General features: G+C 26.4%; 17 protein-coding genes. All 17 read right to left on the reverse strand.

Features of this window, described 5'->3' with window-relative positions:
- Positions 1–103 precede the first annotated feature (103 nt).
- The 17 genes from BW723_RS02980 to rnpA all read right to left on the reverse strand — a co-directional run bounded on the left by BW723_RS02980 (position 104) and on the right by rnpA (position 18,175).
- Entirely contained in the window at positions 104–1,204 is a 1,101-nt protein-coding gene (locus BW723_RS02980) for a DUF1972 domain-containing protein (protein WP_068362504.1), read from the reverse strand.
- A 5-nt stretch (positions 1,205–1,209) separates the two neighbouring features.
- Positions 1,210–1,986 (reverse strand): 2OG-Fe(II) oxygenase, encoded by a 777-nt coding sequence (locus tag BW723_RS02985; protein ID WP_068362502.1) that lies wholly within the window; start codon positions 1,984–1,986, stop codon positions 1,210–1,212.
- The gene (locus BW723_RS02990) at positions 1,983–3,260 is read right to left on the reverse strand and encodes an O-antigen ligase family protein (protein WP_068362496.1); all 1,278 of its coding nucleotides are present in this window, start codon (positions 3,258–3,260) and stop codon (positions 1,983–1,985) included. The genes BW723_RS02985 and BW723_RS02990 overlap by 4 nt, the downstream gene beginning before the upstream one ends.
- A 2-nt stretch (positions 3,261–3,262) precedes the next feature.
- On the reverse strand, positions 3,263–4,435 hold the full coding sequence (locus BW723_RS02995) for a glycosyltransferase (protein WP_068362492.1): 1,173 nt from the start codon (positions 4,433–4,435) through the stop codon (positions 3,263–3,265).
- Positions 4,436–4,452: 17 nt separating this feature from the next.
- The gene (locus BW723_RS03000; protein WP_068362489.1) at positions 4,453–4,965 is read right to left on the reverse strand and encodes a hypothetical protein; all 513 of its coding nucleotides are present in this window, start codon (positions 4,963–4,965) and stop codon (positions 4,453–4,455) included.
- A 6-nt stretch (positions 4,966–4,971) separates the two neighbouring features.
- Entirely contained in the window at positions 4,972–6,177 is a 1,206-nt protein-coding gene (locus tag BW723_RS03005) for a hypothetical protein (RefSeq protein WP_139059124.1), read from the reverse strand.
- Positions 6,178–6,180: 3 nt separating this feature from the next.
- Positions 6,181–7,605, reverse strand: coding sequence for a lipopolysaccharide biosynthesis protein (locus BW723_RS03010; protein WP_068362483.1), 1,425 nt, complete (start codon positions 7,603–7,605; stop codon positions 6,181–6,183).
- A 1-nt stretch (position 7,606) separates the two neighbouring features.
- Positions 7,607–8,863 carry a hypothetical protein gene (locus tag BW723_RS03015; protein ID WP_068362479.1) on the reverse strand — a complete coding sequence of 419 codons (1,257 nt, stop codon included), beginning with the start codon at positions 8,861–8,863 and terminating at the stop codon, positions 7,607–7,609.
- Positions 8,864–8,941: 78 nt separating this feature from the next.
- Positions 8,942–10,090, reverse strand: coding sequence for an acylneuraminate cytidylyltransferase (locus BW723_RS03020; RefSeq protein ID WP_068362477.1), 1,149 nt, complete (start codon positions 10,088–10,090; stop codon positions 8,942–8,944).
- A complete protein-coding gene (locus BW723_RS03025; protein WP_068362474.1) occupies positions 10,090–10,962 on the reverse strand; it encodes an N-acetylneuraminate synthase family protein in 873 nt (290 codons plus the stop codon). The genes BW723_RS03020 and BW723_RS03025 overlap by 1 nt, the downstream gene beginning before the upstream one ends.
- Positions 10,946–11,512: a dTDP-4-dehydrorhamnose 3,5-epimerase gene (gene rfbC, locus BW723_RS03030; protein WP_068362470.1), complete on the reverse strand. Its 567-nt coding sequence runs from the start codon at positions 11,510–11,512 to the stop codon at positions 10,946–10,948. The genes BW723_RS03025 and rfbC overlap by 17 nt, the downstream gene beginning before the upstream one ends.
- The gene (gene rfbA / locus BW723_RS03035; protein WP_068362467.1) at positions 11,499–12,365 is read right to left on the reverse strand and encodes a glucose-1-phosphate thymidylyltransferase RfbA; all 867 of its coding nucleotides are present in this window, start codon (positions 12,363–12,365) and stop codon (positions 11,499–11,501) included. The genes rfbC and rfbA overlap by 14 nt, the downstream gene beginning before the upstream one ends.
- Positions 12,365–13,372 (reverse strand): dTDP-glucose 4,6-dehydratase, encoded by a 1,008-nt coding sequence (rfbB, locus tag BW723_RS03040; protein WP_068362465.1) that lies wholly within the window; start codon positions 13,370–13,372, stop codon positions 12,365–12,367. The genes rfbA and rfbB overlap by 1 nt, the downstream gene beginning before the upstream one ends.
- Before the next feature lie 5 nt (positions 13,373–13,377).
- Positions 13,378–14,418 carry a hypothetical protein gene (locus BW723_RS03045; protein ID WP_068362462.1) on the reverse strand — a complete coding sequence of 347 codons (1,041 nt, stop codon included), beginning with the start codon at positions 14,416–14,418 and terminating at the stop codon, positions 13,378–13,380.
- 39 nt (positions 14,419–14,457) lie between these two features.
- Positions 14,458–16,137 carry a DUF6909 family protein gene (locus BW723_RS03050; RefSeq protein WP_068362458.1) on the reverse strand — a complete coding sequence of 560 codons (1,680 nt, stop codon included), beginning with the start codon at positions 16,135–16,137 and terminating at the stop codon, positions 14,458–14,460.
- Positions 16,138–16,161: 24 nt separating this feature from the next.
- Positions 16,162–17,796 carry a S41 family peptidase gene (locus BW723_RS03055; RefSeq protein WP_068362456.1) on the reverse strand — a complete coding sequence of 545 codons (1,635 nt, stop codon included), beginning with the start codon at positions 17,794–17,796 and terminating at the stop codon, positions 16,162–16,164.
- A complete protein-coding gene (gene rnpA, locus BW723_RS03060) occupies positions 17,783–18,175 on the reverse strand; it encodes a ribonuclease P protein component (protein ID WP_068362453.1) in 393 nt (130 codons plus the stop codon). Before rnpA ends, BW723_RS03055 begins: the two co-directional genes overlap by 14 nt.
- Positions 18,176–18,327 lie beyond the last annotated feature (152 nt).

An 18,327-nucleotide genomic window follows, 5' to 3' on the forward strand; every position in this document is an offset into this window, starting at 1 on the left:
AAATAAACATACCAAAGAAAAATCAATTCAGCAAAATCTTGAATTTATTGATTGATTTAATAAAATTTAAGATACCTTGACCTTGATACAGAAAATATTCTTTTTATTTATTCTTTTCAATGCACTCATAAAAGAATGAGAGATAACTTTCATTTATTTTATCAATATCAAACTCATTTTCTATTTTAGCTTTATTGCTCTCTATTTTATTTAGTTCGTCATTTTTATTTTTATTTTTTAAATAAAAGCTTACATCTTCTGAGTTGTAAAAATAAAACGCATTTTTTTTAAGTACTGCTTTATTAAATATATTATTATGGGCTATTATTAAACTGCTTGATCCCATAGCCTCGAGTAATGAAGGATTTGTACCTCCTACAGAATGGCCATGAAAGTAAAGATTGCAAAAGTACCTCAAACTGTTCAACTCTTTTGTATTATATATACTACCGAGAAATAATATTTGCTTATAATTTTTAAATTTATTTTTAATTCTTTTACCAAAAGATGTATTGTTATAATTACCAATAACTAAAAATGGTGTTTTTATAGCACTTAAAGCTACACCATTTAAAATAGTCTCTATATTATTTTCGGGTTCCATTCTAGCAATTAACATATTATACTTTTGTTTTTCTACATTATATTTTTTTAGAATATTTTCATCTATTGAAGTAACCACCTCACTTCCATAAGCAATAAACTTTGAATTTTTATTATATTTTTTATCAATATAAGCTTTAATACCTTCAGAATCGGCCACTAAAAAATCACTGTTATTTGCAGCAATTCTTTCAGCATATTTTAAAAATTCTCGTACAAAAAAATTATACTTAGTTCTTTTCCATTCTAAGCCATCCATATTAGTTATAACTAATGTTTTTTTGGGAAAAAGAAAAGACCAAATAGAACTACTAGTATATCCAAGTTGAAGAATAATGTCTAATTCTTTTTTTCTAGAATCTAAAATGCAGTTTAAGTCATAAATAAATTGACCAATTGTTCCCATTTTATTTTCTGGATCATTACAAGTAACAATATTTACCCCTTTAAATGTATTTTCTTTATAAGGATGATTAGAGGAGTTATAAACGTAAACTTGACATTTTTTTTTCACCAAATATGTGGCTAAATATTCTGCAAATTGTTCAAAACCTCCATAATGATTTGGTATTCCTCTTGTACCTATAATTCCTATTTTCAAAATAATTATTGGTTTTTAGCAGTTCCACTTCCAAATAATTTATTTTTTATTTGCACCATTCTATTGTAATGTTTTGCTGAAATTTTTTTAAATAAGGATGAATTATTATCTGGAAACCAATCTGTAGTTCTTGGCTTTTCCATTAAATTTCTGTGTCTAGTATATGCGTATGTTGCTATTGATGTTCTATAATTTCCTTTTGGAAAATTAGTCATATCATAACCATGTAATGTATAGGTGCCACATTCTTGAATTATTAACCTGTTAAAAGGTACACCTAGTTCTTTTTTTTTCCCACTCCTTAAGTCTTCTATCTTTAAATGTCCTTTATAATCTTCTTTCCAGTCAGTGTTTAGATATAATAATAAATTCATCTGTCTAAACCAGTTTTTCTCTAAAGGATGATAATTAAAATCAAGATGCATATCTAGAAAACTATTTTTCTTCCCTTGATGAAGTCCTCCTCCATGATTTTTTGGGTCCACAAATACATCTTTACTAGAAATATAACTTAAAAAGCTATTAAACCTTTCGCTACGTAAATCTTCATAAATCTCTTTAAACAAAGGTCCCAGTTCCTTATAATTTGATTTCTCAAACTTGTTATTAGCAAACATATAATCTCTACTTTTATTTTCTAACTCAGGGATTTGCTCTCTTAATTTAAGTAATTTATTAGTATCACAAAAATCATCAATAATCAAATAAGAAAAGGGTTTATTGGTAAGATACTTTAAACGTAATTTTTCTCTGTTTTTTTCTAAAAAATAAAAATTAATCATAACCTAGAACATTTTTTTTGCAAATCTATCAGAAAAATAGTATTAAAAAAATAAAAAAACATAATTCCTTTGTTTCTCATAAGATAACTTTCAAAGCAGAATGCAATTAAAATCATAATAACAAAATAAATACTTAGCAAGTTTTTTGATCTTATCAATTTATATGATGAGATTAATAGATATATTATAAACAAACTAAATACAAAGATTCCGTAGCTTATTAATATTTGTAAATATTGATTATGCAAGTTATGACCTTCAAACCACTTAGGGGCAAGACCATAACTCATATAATAATAATCGAGGTAACCTTGAACATCTCCATTACCATAGCCTGTTATTAATTTTTTATCATTAATAAAATGAAAAATTCCAATTTTAGCAAGTATTACCCTGTGATCTAAATCACTAATATTTGTTCGTTCTTCATAAGAGAAAACTTTTGCTAACCTTATATCATTTGTTGGTTTAAATTTAGTGCTATTGATTTTCAATCCTTCGCTAAACCTTTTTCTAATGTAGTTAACTTTAAAAATTAATAGTATAGCTGTAATAGAAAAAAAAAGAATAATTATTTTATATTTTTGTTTCTTTACATTTGTAAATATCTGTATTAAATATAAAATACAAAATAAAACTATTATAATTTTAGATGCACAAAAGAAAACTCCTCCTAAAATTATAAAAGTAAAAAATAAGTATACGAACAAAGAATTCTTGAAATACAAATATTTTTTAAAATACAAATCATTTAAAGCAAAGCTACTCATTGCTAAATATAGTGAATAATAAACTGGGTGTTGATTGTAAAGTCTAGTAAAATTATGAAAAAAGAGTTGACTAATATCTAAACCTTTCACACACTTAACTATGTTAGCGATAAGAAGTATTGTTGTAGCGAATACATTGGAAATTACATAAACAGTGAGTAGTCTCTTTAAATTAAAACTTTTTCTAGTTAATACCAATAATGTAATAGGAATTAAAATTAAAAGTAAATCTCTATTTACCACAATAAATCCTTGTGAAATATTTTTACTGGATAAAGCACTAAACAATGTAATTAAAAAGAACAAAAAAGGAAAAAAAGTGAAGAACGATAGTAGCTTAATCTTTTCTTTTTTAATGACTAAAATATATAAACTATAAATAGTTCCAATAATTAGAACCAAATTACCGTAATTTAATTTAAAGGGCATTGCAAAAACAATTATAGCTAATAATATAAAATCAAAATGTTTTATAACTCTTTCTTTTAAGCTCGATAATCTCATAACTATTGAAGTAGATTTAAAAATTCATTTGTTTTTGTTTGCCAACTATTTTTATTAAAATCCATTTTAGGCTTTTCGTTTTTAATACCTCGTTTTATTTCATTTGATAATTCTTTTTTATTGTGAATTAAGTACAGGTAACCTTCTAAATCTTCCAACCCATTCCCATTAGTTCCTATAACTTTTTTATTTAATGCCAAATATTCATATACTTTAATTGGATTGGTGCCTGATTTTTTGTTTTCTTCTATATAATACGGAACAAGACATATATCAAAAGCATTGACATAGTTTGGATATTCATCATAAAACTTATCTCCTAAGTAATGTACATTATTTAATTTAACAATTGATTCAAATATTTCATCATCTAATATCTGACCAATTAAAACAAAAGAAACTTCTGGATTATTGAGAATTGCATAATTTAATAATTCTATATTTATTGTTTGTGTTATTTTGCCTCCAAACCCAACAATAGGTTTTTGAATGTTATTAATATCTTTTGGTATTCTATAATTAGCATTTAAATTAAACCTATTTACATCTAAACCATTTTTAATTAGTATAATTTCTGATAGATTAAATTCTTTAGAAAAGTAGTCTATATTGTCTCTAGAATTTGTAATCCATAAATCAACATTTTGAGAATAACTAACATACCCTTGTTTTATTTGTTTTTTAATGGAAAAATAGTCATCAATTAAACAGAAATTATCCCATGCATCAAAAACACTTTTTTGAGGATTTAATTTTGATATTAATTTATGGGCAAAAACATTTTGAGATAGCAAATTATAAGTACATATTTGCAATTTACCTATACACTCATTAATAAAATCAATATATTTATCATTAGAGAACTCATCTATAAACCATAAAAATTTTCTCATAATTTGGCCATAAATATCTTTTGAAATATAATCTACGATATAAGTAGTTGGATTAACTTCTATAAGCTGAAATCCATTTCTATTAAAAATACTCCTACCTTCAATTTTCCTTTTTTTCTTTTTTAATACAATTTCTAATAATGTAGTTGGTCTATTTATAATTATAATTTTTTCAATTCTATTTGATTGCTGTAAGCTTTCAATAAAATGAGCATCTCTAGTTCTAAATCCTTCTTTTTTAATTTTTCGCCAATCATGAAAAGGCACTATAATTAAATTCATTTTTTAAAAGTTATTTATTACAATTCTAGTTCTATCTTCTTGATTAATATAGGTTTAGCTATTACAAAAGGGTCTTTTTTATTTGCAATAATTTTTAAATTCATTTTTCCATCAACACCGTTAAAATGTATAAATTTATTTAGCCTAAAGAAAATTTTAATCAAATCACTATTTATTAAAATACTATTATTCATATATGATAAAGTAATTGACTTCGTTATTATTTCTTTTTGAAATTGATTACTTCCAAAATCGAGTCTGAATTGATGAAGACGGGCTTTTTCTGGAAGTATAAATGTAATTCTTTGAACTTTTTTTGACGCATTTACTTTTTTTTTGATTTTTTTTTCCTCGCTAAAATTTACTTGTACATTTGAATTTTCTTCTAAATAAAAGACTTCAAAAAAATCATCTTTTGGAACAATAGCGTCAATATGAATCTCAAAATTATTTAGTTCTGTTTTAGGTGTATTTTTTTTATTAGAGGGTTTACAACTAAGAAGAATTAAACATATTATAAAATATCTCATAGTAATTTATTTTAATTTAATATCCTCTTTTCTTTTCGCCTTAATTAAAGAGAGAGATAACATCATTGCTATATCAAAAAATACTGTTGTCATAAATAAATATAATATAAAAACACTATAAATTAGTACAAATGACTCATACTCTAATGACAAAGATTTTATTAAAAAAAATGCTAAAATTATAGTAGCAATAAGACCAATTATTCCTAAGTCATTATAAGACCAAATTAACTGAGAAAAATGATTAGTTTGTTTGAATTTTCCAGTAAATATATTAAAGTAATTGTAAGGACCATCTCCAATCCATTTTAACTCTTTTTTTGTAGCATATGTAACTACTACTTGTGGGCGTTTAGCATAACCTTTCTCAAACGCAATTAAAGATTGCTGTGGTGTATACCTACTTTTAAAGTACAGATATTGTGCGTTAATAGCATGTATATTTAAAGAGAAATTAAAAACTACTATAGAAATTATAGCAATAGCAAAAACTCCCAAAATATTAATCTTTTTATAGAGCCATAAAAATAAATAATATAAGAAAACAATAATTAGCATTAATTTTGTCAAATTAGATTCCATAATAAAAATAGTAGCTGATAAATATGTTAACAAAATCCAAGGAATTTTATTAATTTCTTTTCTTCTAATTCTAAATATTATATTAATAATGTATGAGAGTAAGAAAAAACCTAAAGCATGATCTGCCTTTATAAAAAAAGAGCCAAACATAAAATCATAATCATTTATATTTTGATTTGAATTATTAAGTTTAATCAAAAAATCAAATCCAAACTTTTGGATTAATATTAAAGGCAATTGAATAAGAGCTATAAAACGACTAAATTTTATAAGAATCGGTTGAAAATTAATATTTCTTTTTTCTAAAACCTTATAAAAATAAAAAATTACCAAAGGGTTAAGCGAAAAAAAAACATATAATAAAACCTTATGTATTTTAGAGAAGTTTATAAGCGAACTTATCAAAATTATAAGAGAAAAAAATAAACTCGATAATAAAAATTGTGATATATATATTTTTCTTGAAGTTAATGTATGTATTAAAATTAATATCCATATAACAACAACAACAAATATTGTATAAACCGTATTAGGAACTCCAATAAAGTATTGAATAAATCCTCCACAGAGAAATACAAGTATTAAAATTAATACATAAGAATTGTATAAAAAATAGTTTAACTTATCCATATTTTAGACTAAATCCTTTTTTAATAAATTTAATATATCTTTTTTCAAATAGAAAAATGTTACAATCAAAACCAAACTATAAATTAAAATCTTAACCATTATTTCACTTGTTTCAAAATCATAAAACACTATCAAAGAAATAATAAAATATAACCAAGGAACCAATAACATAATTATACTCGAATAATCAATTTTTACAAACTTTTTGTAAACTCTACTTAAGCTAGTTACTAAAACAAATTTAGTAATTAAAGTTGCTATGGCTGCTCCTAAAAATCCATATTCTTTAATTAAAAAATAATTAAGTATAATATTTACTATAGCAGAAAAAATTGTAAAAAAAGGCAAAACTCTACTTCCTTTTTTTTCAATATTATAGAAAAGCGGGGTTGAAAAGAAATAATATACACTATGAAAAACGAAGGCAAAAGATATATAAGGAATAACTTTCCAACCTTGATGATATACTTCAGGAGTGATTATAAAAATAATATTCTTTCCAAAAAAAGATAAACCAAGAGCAATAATGCAATATAAAAAAACCAATACTTTTGCAATTCTAGGAATTCCATTATACTTCTGTAATTTTGCTTGTTCATTAAACCATGGAACAAATGCTTGATTAACCCCAGAGGCTAATAAAAAAACAACTCCTCCAAAGGTATTCCCAAGATGATATATCCCTGTTAATGATGTAGACAACATATTATTTATAAACAATCTATCAATAATGGTTGTTACTACTCCAGAAAGTGAATGTGGTACAAGGGGTAATGAATATTTAATAGACTCTCTTAAAATTGAAATGTCGATCCCAATTGTAATGTCTTTTCCAAACCTAGAAATTGTATAGATAAAAAAGATAATATTTGTTAAAGCCAATGAACCTAAAACCCCTTTTGCTCCCAAATTTAACAAAGTAACACTAATTAAAAGAAAACAAAGGTTTGTTGTAAAAAACATTAAATTGTTCTTACCAAATCTCTTACCTTCTTGACGAGCTTGTAAAGTATTTTGAAAAATGGTGTATACTGGATTAAATAAAATAGAAATCATCCCTATTAACATAAAAGGGAAAAAACTTACATTATCTAAAAATGGGTCGATTAGATATTTATGCCCAAGAAAAAGAACAATAGTAAGTAAGAAACTAAATAAAAATACAAAAGTAACAATTGTACCAAATAACTTTTTAACTTTTTCGACATCATCTTTATACTCGTAATAAAACCTATTAAGACAACCGTTTAAAGACAATAAATAAAATACATTTAAAAAGGCACTTACTGCAGTAACAACAGCTACAACCCCATAATCGTATGTAGTTAAATAAGAAGTTAGTATTGGAACTAACAAAAAATTAATCCCTTTTTGTAATAGATTAAGAATACTATAAATTCCTGAATTAACTAAAATTTTATTGGCCATTTCAACTCTTTATAGTGTCTTGTATAAACTTAGATATTTTTATAGTTGACTTTCCATAAAACTCAGAACCAATTGCTGCATTATAGAAATTTGATTTTGATTGTACATTAGGTTTAAAAATTTTTAATTTACCTAATTCTATATTTAAATCTTCAATCGTTTTATAATGTTTTAACAATCCATTTTCAACATATCCATAAAAGTCAAATCGTTTACTCTTTGTAAAATTATAGTAACAAGCAAAAACATTTAACAATACTGCTTCCAAATGAATGGAAGAATCTCCAGAAATTAGACAATCAATTGATTTAATAAAATCAAAAGCACTTTCTACAGAAGGTTTAGACAAAGTAACATTATTTAATAGTGCTAAGTTTCGTTTCTCTGCAGGATGAGGTCTAGCTATAATTTTCAAATCTGAATGTTCAGATTTAATTTTCTCAATGCATTTTTTCACGTCATCAATTTGGTCTCCCATATTAAATGCAATACCTAATGTTTCTACTTTGTTGTTATTATTAACTTGATCAATATAATCATCAAACTTTGTCATTCCAACAAGTTGGACTTGAGATTTAACAGGACCACTTTTTTTATATTTCAACAAGGCATCTTTTCCATCTAATAATGCGTAAGTAAATTCTAAAGGAGGGAAATGAGCAGATACAGAAGCATGTTGAACATAATAGGTTTTAATTCCTAAGTCATTTGCAGCTAATAATAATGATCTAGCAATTATAAGATGATCATTGGTAAAAACAATTGCTTTAGGTTTACTTTTTTTTAGAAGCCTTACACTTTCTTCATATGTCCCATTTACTGTAAACAGTAAATCGAAATATCGAAGAGCTTTCTTCTTGTTTTCTGTTAAATAAACTAACCATTTAATAGGATAAATAATATTATATAAAAATCTTCTATTTAAATAATAATACGAAACTTTAACATTAACTTTTGAACGAAAACGATAAAAAGAAACAAAAATAGAATTAGGTACATCTTCTTGTATTTTTTTTAAAGCATCTACATTGTTTTGAGTAAGAACTAAAAACCAAACTTTAGAATCTGAAATAACTGTTCTTCTCCAACTTCTTAAAATATCAGCTATTATATCTTTAATTATTAATTTAATCTTTCTTGGCACAAAAACTGGAGATATATTGTTTACAAAAGACTCAGGAAGTGTTTTTAAATAACCATTAGTATACATGTAACTAATATTATTCCATTTTTTTATAATTTTTTTTTTAATTTTCAACTTATTTTAAAGTTTTATTAATTACTCAATGGTATAACTAAATAGAATTGTGAATACGTTTCTTGAAATTTTATTCTCTTAATTAATAAGAAAACTATCTACAAATTCTCTAAAAACACCTTCACCTCCTCTACAATTTAGTATTTGTATACTTGGTATGGACTTAACCTTTTCTACTGCATCACAGGGGCAAGCTGCAAATCCAACATTAGAAAGTAGTTCATAACAATTAAGGTCATCACCAATGTAAGCTACATCACTTAAACTTATGTTTATTTTTTTACAAATATCCAGCGCTGCTGATAGTTTTCCTTTATGCTCTTTACCCTGAAATAAATAATCTACTTTAAGTTTTTTTGCTCTACGTTCTACAATTTTGGTGTTTTCAGAAGTAATAATTCCTGTTTTAATATTTGCTTTTCTTAGCAATTCAAAAGCTTTACCATCTCTAGTATTGAATTTTTTTAACTCATCTCCTTTTTCGGAGTAATACATACCTGCGTCTGTTAAAACTCCATCAACATCAGTAAGAACTAGCTTTACGCTTTTTTTATTTTGGCTTTTTAAAATAAACCTTTTCATAAGAGACTCTGCAATAATCCAATCATCTTCTTCATCTATTTCAACAGCAGTATACTCAGGCATTATTGAAACACCTATTTTTCCTGAAATTCTATTTTTATTTTCTAAAATATTATGAACTGAATTTATATAAAATGCCCCATTTTCCATTAAAAGCCCATCAAAATCTTGCCTCCTTGGTCTATTTTTATAATCATAGTTTAAAGGTTTTCCTTTTTCATTCCAGAAAAATCGTTTACTTCTAACACATGATAATACTGAGTCATTTTTCTTTAAAAGGTTAAAACCCTCACTTAAATTTTTATTGCTAAGTAAAGGAGATGTTGCTTGAATTAATATAAAATTATCTGTTGTACTTAAATTAGATTTTGATAAATATTCTAGCATAACACTTTCAGTTGGTGATGAATCTTGCGCATTAAGTTTATCTCTATCATAAATTGATACTTTATCAAATGAAAAAGATTTTACTGTATCTTTAATTACCAAACTATCTGTTGCAACTACAACTTCATCAATTTCAGCTGTTTCAACAGCTGCTTTTAAAGACCAATAAATAAGAGGTTTTCCGCAAAAAGGTTTAATATTCTTTAAAGAAATAGACTTACTGCCTTCACGTACAGGTATAAAAGCTACTGTTTTCATTATTTTCTATACTTAAGTTTATCTCTCTGAACTTGTTCTATTTCTAAAATTTCAGAATCTTTGTAGGTCAAAGATGTATAAGTAGCATTTAAATCTCTACATAATTTTCTTAAACCTACAGGCTCTAATGAAGCTGCATGATCAGTCCCTTTCCAAGTTCTGTCTTTTGTAAAATGTCTCTCAACCCAAGTTGCTCCTATAGCTACAGCTGCATTATCTATTGCAATTCCTAAATGATGCCCAGAAAATCCTATTGCTTTAACTCTATCTTGATATTTATTTATGAGTCTAGTAATTTCTAAAAGACAAACATTCTTAAAAGGAACAGGATAGCCAGAAGTACAAGAGTATATAACAAGTCTATCTTTAGCATCATTTTTTTCTTCGAAGAATTCAATTACTTTTCTTTCTTCTTCTTGTGTTGTCATCCCGAAAGATAAATGAACTTCTCCTTTAAATTCATCTCTTAAAACTTCTAACATTTCAAAGTGATTATTACAAGCTGATGGTACTTTTAATAAATTCGGTTTAAAAGTAATCATTTCTTTTGCTGAAGTTACATCCCAAACAGATGTTGAATATTCTAAATCTATAGAATCACAATACTCTTTTAGTTTTTTATGTTGATCCAAAGAAAATTCTAAAAACTCTCTATGAGCCCCATAAGTATCTCCATAAGAATTAGATTGATTTGGGTGAGGCGAATTATATTGCTCTTCTGTCAATAATTCTTTATTATTTCTTTTTTGAAATTTGGCAACATCTGCACCACATTCTTTAGCTAACTTAAGTAGCTCTATGGCAATATCAAATTCTCCTTTATGATTGCATCCAATCTCTGCTATTATTTTAGGCTTAATGTATTTCACTATTTTTTATTTTAATAAATGAATTAAATGTATTTAGACTTTTATCTTTCTCAGACAAATTAATTTCACTTTCAGATAATACCCAATCAATACCCAAAGTAGAGTCATTATAGATAATTCCAAACTCACTTTCTGGATTATAATAATTATCGCATTTATAAGTAAAAAAAGTATCATCTTCTAAGGTTATAAAACCATGAAGAAACCCTTTTGGGATAAAAAGTTGCTTATTATTCTCTCCTGTAAGTTCTATAGAAAAATGTTTTCCAAAAGTTATGGACTCCTTTCTAACATCAACAACTACATCTAAAACTTTACCCTTTATAACTCTTATTAACTTTGCCTGTGCAAATTCTCCTATTTGTTGATGAAGCCCCCTTAAAACCCCCTTTTGAGATATAGATTGGTTATCTTGTACAAAACTTATATTTAAGCCTGTTTTTTTTTCAAAAGTTTTATGATTAAAACTTTCAAAAAAACTACCTCTTGTATCTCCAAAAACCTCAGGTTCTATAACAAAACACCCATCCAAATTAGTTTTAGTTATTTTCATTATGTTTTAGTAAGTTTTTTCCATATCCACTTTTCAAAAAACCAATCGCTAATTTCTCCATTTCAATTTTACTAATAAACCCTGCTTTAAAAGCTGCCTCTTCTAAAGAACCGATTTTTAACCCTTGACGCTCTTCTATTGCCTGTACAAATTGACCAGCTAACATTAATGAATTAAAAGTACCTGTATCTAACCAAGTTGTACCTGTATCTAAAATTGAAACCTTCAATTTACCTTGGGCTAAATAAACTTTATTTATATCAGTAATTTCTAGTTCTCCTCTAATACTAGGCTCTAAACTTTTTGAAATTTCAACAACCGAATTATCATAAAAATAAATTCCTGGTATAGCATAATTAGATTTAGCTACCACAGGTTTTTCTTCTAAAGAAATTACATTTTGATTTTCATCAAATTCTACAACTCCATATCGTTCTGGATCATTTACGTGATAAGCATAAACCATACCTCCTTTAGTATTTTTGTTTTTCTTTAATAATTTTGCTAAACCAGTACCATAAAAAATATTATCTCCTAAAATAAGCGCCACCTTTTCATTGCCTATAAAATCTTCTCCTATAATAAATGCTTCTGCCAAACCATTAGGTCGTTTTTGCTCTTTATACACGAAACTACATCCTAATTGGCTACCATCTCCTAGTAGTTTTTTAAAAACAGGTAAATCTTTCGGGGTCGTAATGATTAATATTTCCCAAATTCCTGCTGAAATAAGTGTAGATATGGGATAATAAATCATAGGCTTATCATAAACTGGTAATAATTGTTTACTCACTGCAATAGTGATTGGGTATAATCTTGTTCCAGATCCACCAGCTAAAACTATTCCTTTCATTAGTTATATTTCTTTAGATACGAATGTATCGTTTTTTTTATACCTTCATCAAAATTTTCATCTGCTTTCCAACCTAATTCATTTTCTATTTTGGTAGCATCAATTGCATACCTGAAATCATGACCTAACCTATCTTTAACAAATGTAATCTGATTTTTATATGAGTTTTTTTTAGGAATAACATTATCTAAAACACTACAAATCTTATTAGCAATATACAAATTATTATATTCATTTTTACCACCAACATTGTATGTTTCTCCAGCTTTTCCATTATGATAAACAAGCTCAATTCCTTTACAATGATCTAAAACATAAAGCCAGTCTCTAATATTTTTTCCATCTCCATAAATAGGAATATTTTCTCCAGAAAGTGCTTTTCTAATAATTGTAGGTATCAACTTTTCATCATGTTGTTTTGGTCCATAATTATTAGAGCAATTTGTAGTGACTACATTTAAGCCATAGGTATGATAATAACTTCTAACCAAAAAATCTGAAGATGCTTTTGAAGCACTATAAGGACTATTGGGAGCATAAGGAGTCTTTTCTGTAAAAAAACCTGTTTCACCTAAAGAACCGTAAACTTCATCTGTTGAAATATGATGAAATCTAGAATTTTTAAATTCTTTTTTATAGTTATTAGAATCATCCATCCAATGTTTTTTTGCAACATCTAAGACATTGAAAGTACCAAAAACATTAGTTCTTACAAATGCATCAGGTTTATGAATAGAATTGTCAACATGAGATTCTGCAGCAAAATGGATAACACTAGTAAAGTTGTATTGCTTAAACAAGCTTTCTACCAATTTTCTATCGCAAATATCCCCTTTTATAAAAGTGTAGTTTGTATTGCCTTCAACTTCTTTTAAGTTCTCTAAATCTCCTGCATAAGTCAACAAATCTAAATTAACTACACTTAAATTTTTATGTTTCTTTAAAATAAATGGAATAAAGTTTGAGCCAATAAAGCCTGCTCCTCCAGTAATTAAAACTGTTTGCATTTTTATCACTTATAGTTGTCTAAATATTTATTAAGCTTAGCTAAAAGAAGGAAACCAATCATTGTGCCTACCCCTAATAAAAATAATAAAAAGGCATAATTTTTTGTAACTCCTTTAATTTCATATCCAATTTCTTGAAAATTAGAGATTACATTGATCACTTCATATTTTTTAGATTTAGCCTCTGTAATACTTTTCAAATCCGAATTTATTCTTCTATTTGCATCAAATAATTCAAGCTCTTTTGTGGTTCTTTTTTCACCACCTAAATCTATACTAGTTCCTGTAGATTGTTTTTTTGCTTCCTCTATCATAACTCTCATATACACTCTTCTTAAAGAGTCTATTTGTTCTAGGTTTTGGCGATATAAAGAATCTGTTCTATTTAGGTTTTCGTTTGTTAATTTTTTTAATCTGTTAAAATATTTATTATTTACAACTGAAGAAATAATTACATCATCTAACTTATTAAAAACATCGTTTTTAGTAGCAACTACAGATATTTTATGTACTTTATAATCGTAATCTGTAAAAGATTTTTTAAAATCTTCGAACTCATAACTTTTAATAGTTAAAGTATCTACTGATAAAATTAAATCATTGTAAGCATTAATTTTATCAATATCCACTTTTAAAGGTTCTATTGAAAATTCCTTTAAGGATGCAGCATATTCTTTACTTAAGTTAAAGACTTTTGCTAAAGTTGCAGTATCCTTTTGTTTTACAAGATCATTATAAAAATTAACATTATTGTATAGTTGTAAAGCACTATTAAAATTAGGTTCTACCAACAATTCAGAACCATAAGCGTCATCGCTTTTTACTTCTATAAATATTCCTGCTATTAAACCAACTAAACCAGCAATTCCTATTTTAATTACATTATCTTTTATAAAGATTAAAACTTCAATAAAGAAATAAAATATACCTTTAAAAATATTACCAATAAAATTAAAAAGCCTAGAAAAACCTTTTCCTATAATTACAAATAAAGAACCTAAATCAATTTCATCTTCGTTCTTATTATTTTGTGTATTTGTTGACATTTTTTTTAAGTTTGGTTGTAAAATGTAGCTATATTTTATTTAAAAAATTTGTTCTAGTATTTTTTGCGTAATTGCATAAGTAGGCGTTACACCTGTCATCCCTAAACCTCCAGAAGCTAAAGTAGCTCCAGTTTCTAAAGGATTATCTGAAGCGTAATATGCATATCTAACTTTTACATTTTCTGATATATTTCCTCTAATTTTTGAAGCAGATTGTATTGCTTTTTGGTAATGTGCTCCTTCCATTTCTAATCCAATCACATTCCAAGTTGAGTCGTGGAAAAACTTTAAAAGATCTTTATTTTGAAGCGATGTTCCTAAAACCGAAATCATAGATCCATCAAAAACTTGCACACCAAAATCTTCTAAATCTTCTTTGGTTAATTCATTTTTAAATGGGTAATTATCTGCTGTTCCTTCAAAAATATGTGCAGAAGGAATCATAATATCTCCTTTACCTCCTTCTAAAATACCTGCTTTACCCATAATTGATACAGATTCTACATCTAAATGAATCTTCTCATTATTAGAATTATAAGGCTTCAATAATTCATCCATAGTTTCATAGGCTTGCTCTCCAAAAGCGTAATCCATTACAATAATTACAGGATTTTTATCTAAAGAGTTTTCTTTTTGAAACGATGAAACATCAAAGTTTATTTTATCAGTGTCAATTATTTGTACATTTATATTTGTACCAGAAGTATCTTTTACATAAATCAATCCATTTTCAGAAGCGTAGTCTTTTACTTTTTTCTGTAATGGCTTGCTATCTGCATTACTTAATAATTGAAATATTTCAAATCCTTTATGGTTTTCTGCTTCTTTTGGTAAAGCACCTTTGGCATAAATAGAATTTAAAACACTGTGCATATTTGCACTAATAATATGTATTGGTCTACTAAGAAGATTGTATTCTTTTAGTATATGTTTAATATCGTTTGCCCAAATTTCGCCATAAATATGATGACCAATTTCTTCAATTAAAAGAGAACTAAAAGTTACGGTTCTTTTATCGCCTTCAAAAACTTCTTTAATAGCCAATTTACCTAGCCAATAAATTAAATCGAAGAATTTATAAGGTCTTTTTTCTGTTGAAAAAATTCTATATATTTCTGAAACCTCATCAAAAGTTCTACCTAAAATATTACCTAAATGAACAATTAAAACTTCAATTTCTTTTTCTGATATTTTCTTTTGATGTAAAACAACATCTTCTAAATGAAGCCATTCTCTGGTAAAATTCTCGCCTTCATCTAAAGAAACTCGTTCTTGAATTTTATGAGACTCAATGAACAAAAAAGTAAGATGTGTAAGTATATCATAGATTTCAGATCTACCTCTAGTAATCTCAATATTCATTTGATCTTTGTCTATTCTATAACAATTTCTTCTTCTTTTTGGTGGAATAATAGCTTCAAAATGAGAATTTTTATATCCTTCATCTGCTGTTAAGTTGATAAACTGACATTGTTCTATACCTTCAGGCAGTCTTTCTATCACATAAACTAAACCATCTAACTCTATTTTTTCTTCTGCAATAGAGCCATAAATCTCTGGCCTTAATAAAAGTAAAGATTTACGTAAAGTTTCTCCTGAAACTCCCATTGGTTTATAAAACCCTCTACTAAACAGATGACGCATAGAAATATATAATTTTTCTATTGCATTTGTAGATTCTTGGGCTCTTGTTCTCTCTATGTTTTTTGGATCTAGCATTTTATTTATTGAGCAAATATATAATTAATTAATAGACAAAATTTGATTATATCTGTCTTGATTTTTCAGCAAGTTTAAAGCCTCAGAAATAGTATTATCTTGCTTTAAACTATGTTTGTAAACACCTTCTTTATAATAGTATCTTTTTAAAATTTCTTCTTCTATCAAAGCATTAATAACATCTTGATTTTTAGAAACTTCATTTATTTTATCTTCTAAAAGAATGTTTTTAATTTTATGATATTCTTTAGAAATATTATTTTTTTTAGATGATAAAAAAGCTTCTTTAAACAACTTCTCTTGTTCCACAACAAATGTAGTGTCCTTTTTTAAATATTCTGAGAATAGCTTAAAATCTGTATTTTTAAATTCGTAGTTTTCTGCATCTGCAATGCTTGTGTTTTTATAAAAATAATCCGTAGCAAAATTAAAAATAGCTTTAGATCTTAATAAGCTTTTTGTAGCTTCTGTTTTTTTAGATTCTTTTATTTCAATATCTGGCATTACTCCTCCTCCATCAAAAACTGTACGTCCATTTTCTGTTTTAAACTCATTAATTCCACGATCCGAAAATTTTGGAACTTTGCCAGTTTTATCATCTCTATTTGTATAATCTAATTCTTGAATACACCTACCACTTGGTGTATGGTATTTTGATATTGTTACCTTTAATTGCGTACCATAAGTCAATTCTTTTTGACGTTGAACTAATCCTTTACCAAAAGAACGTTGACCCATAATTACAGCTCTATCATAGTCTTGTAAAGAACCACTCACAATTTCTGAAGCAGATGCAGAACTACCGTTTACCAAAACTACAATTGGCATTTCTAAATCTAAAGGTTCATTTGTGCCTTTATAAGTCTGACTCAGTTTTTTAGTTTTCGCTTTAGTAGTTACAATAGTTTTTCCTTTCTCAACAAAAAAGTTTGAAATATTTATAGCCTCCATTAAAGAGCCTCCAGGATTTGATCTAAGGTCAAAAACCAGCTTTTTCATCCCTTCATTTTTTAAAGCACTAAACGCTTTTTTTACTTCGGATGAAGCTTTGTTATTAAAACGTGTTAAGGTAATATAACCAGTTTCGTCATCTATCATACTAAAAAAAGGAACCGGATTTATTTCTACTTTTTCTCTTTTTAATTCCTTTTTAATAATTTTTCCTTGTCGTTCAATTTCTAACAATAACTGTGTATCTGGTGCGCCTTTTAAAAACATAGATTGCTGATCTCTATCCATATTTTTAATCGATTCTCCATTTACAGAAATAACTACATCACCAGCTTTTAACGCTGCTTTATCCGCAGAAAAACCTTTGTAAATCTCTTTTAATTGAATACCATTTTGAGTATAAAATACAGAAACTCCAATACCTGCATATTCACCTTCTCTTCTAATTCTAGCATCTTCTACATCTTGCTCATTGTAAAAATTAGTATACGGATCTAAATCTTTTAAGGTGTTTTTTATAACTTTATCAGTTAAATCTGCAGGATTAATTTCATCTATATAATACATATTCAATTCCTTAAATAAAGAATTGTAAATTTCAATTTGCTTAGCTACTTCAAAAAAATTAGATTTAAAAGAAAACGATATAAAAACCGTTGCAACTAATAAAACTATAATTGTATTTTTTTTGATTTTAAGATTTCTCATTTTCTTTATTTTTCGCCTCTTCTATAAATAAATATAATAATTTATTCATTTTAGAAAAAAGTTCGTCATAAGATTTTTCTTCTTTACCAATATACGAAATCATAAAAACATAGGGTTTCTCTAAATTATCGTAAACAATTTCTTTCTGTAAACGATAGGTTTCTCGCATTAATCTTTTTAAACGATTTCTGTCGGGTGCTTTTTTAAAGTTTCTTTTGGCAACCGAAACTCCCACTTGTGCTGGAAAATCTGACGTATGTTCTGTTTGAAGATAAACCATTCTTAACGGAAAAGCTTTTACAGAATTACCTTCTTTATATAGCTTTTCAATTAATTTTCTACTTTTTAATCTCTCTTGTTTTCCTAGGGTAAACTTCATTACTACAAACTTAATTGAAAAGGATAACTTTTTAAGCCTTTACTACAAAGAAAATCAAAATTTCAGTATTTTTATAAAAGTAAATTAACAATTATTTTTTGAACATTTATTTACAAAATTAAACAATAATCAATATTTTTGTTAAAATTTAC

It is taken from the genome of Polaribacter reichenbachii (assembly GCF_001975665.1).
In the GTDB taxonomy this organism is placed as follows: domain Bacteria; phylum Bacteroidota; class Bacteroidia; order Flavobacteriales; family Flavobacteriaceae; genus Polaribacter; species Polaribacter reichenbachii.

What these genes read in the sequence shown, in the direction of transcription:
- BW723_RS03050 (WP_068362458.1), bottom strand. Translation starts at nt 16,137, where the DNA reads ATGCTAGATCCAAAAAACATAGAGAGAACAAGAGCCCAAGAATCTACA.
- rfbA (WP_068362467.1), bottom strand. Translation starts at nt 12,365, where the DNA reads ATGAAAGGAATAGTTTTAGCTGGTGGATCTGGAACAAGATTATACCCA.
- rfbB (WP_068362465.1), bottom strand. Translation starts at nt 13,372, where the DNA reads ATGCAAACAGTTTTAATTACTGGAGGAGCAGGCTTTATTGGCTCAAAC.
- BW723_RS02995 (WP_068362492.1), bottom strand. Translation starts at nt 4,435, where the DNA reads ATGAATTTAATTATAGTGCCTTTTCATGATTGGCGAAAAATTAAAAAA.
- BW723_RS03020 (WP_068362477.1), bottom strand. Translation starts at nt 10,090, where the DNA reads ATGAAAACAGTAGCTTTTATACCTGTACGTGAAGGCAGTAAGTCTATT.
- BW723_RS03055 (WP_068362456.1), bottom strand. Translation starts at nt 17,796, where the DNA reads ATGAGAAATCTTAAAATCAAAAAAAATACAATTATAGTTTTATTAGTT.
- BW723_RS03010 (WP_068362483.1), bottom strand. Translation starts at nt 7,605, where the DNA reads ATGGCCAATAAAATTTTAGTTAATTCAGGAATTTATAGTATTCTTAAT.
- rnpA (WP_068362453.1), bottom strand. Translation starts at nt 18,175, where the DNA reads ATGAAGTTTACCCTAGGAAAACAAGAGAGATTAAAAAGTAGAAAATTA.
- BW723_RS03000 (WP_068362489.1), bottom strand. Translation starts at nt 4,965, where the DNA reads ATGAGATATTTTATAATATGTTTAATTCTTCTTAGTTGTAAACCCTCT.
- rfbC (WP_068362470.1), bottom strand. Translation starts at nt 11,512, where the DNA reads ATGAAAATAACTAAAACTAATTTGGATGGGTGTTTTGTTATAGAACCT.
- BW723_RS02990 (WP_068362496.1), bottom strand. Translation starts at nt 3,260, where the DNA reads ATGAGATTATCGAGCTTAAAAGAAAGAGTTATAAAACATTTTGATTTT.
- BW723_RS03005 (WP_139059124.1), bottom strand. Translation starts at nt 6,177, where the DNA reads ATGGATAAGTTAAACTATTTTTTATACAATTCTTATGTATTAATTTTA.
- BW723_RS02985 (WP_068362502.1), bottom strand. Translation starts at nt 1,986, where the DNA reads ATGATTAATTTTTATTTTTTAGAAAAAAACAGAGAAAAATTACGTTTA.
- BW723_RS03045 (WP_068362462.1), bottom strand. Translation starts at nt 14,418, where the DNA reads ATGTCAACAAATACACAAAATAATAAGAACGAAGATGAAATTGATTTA.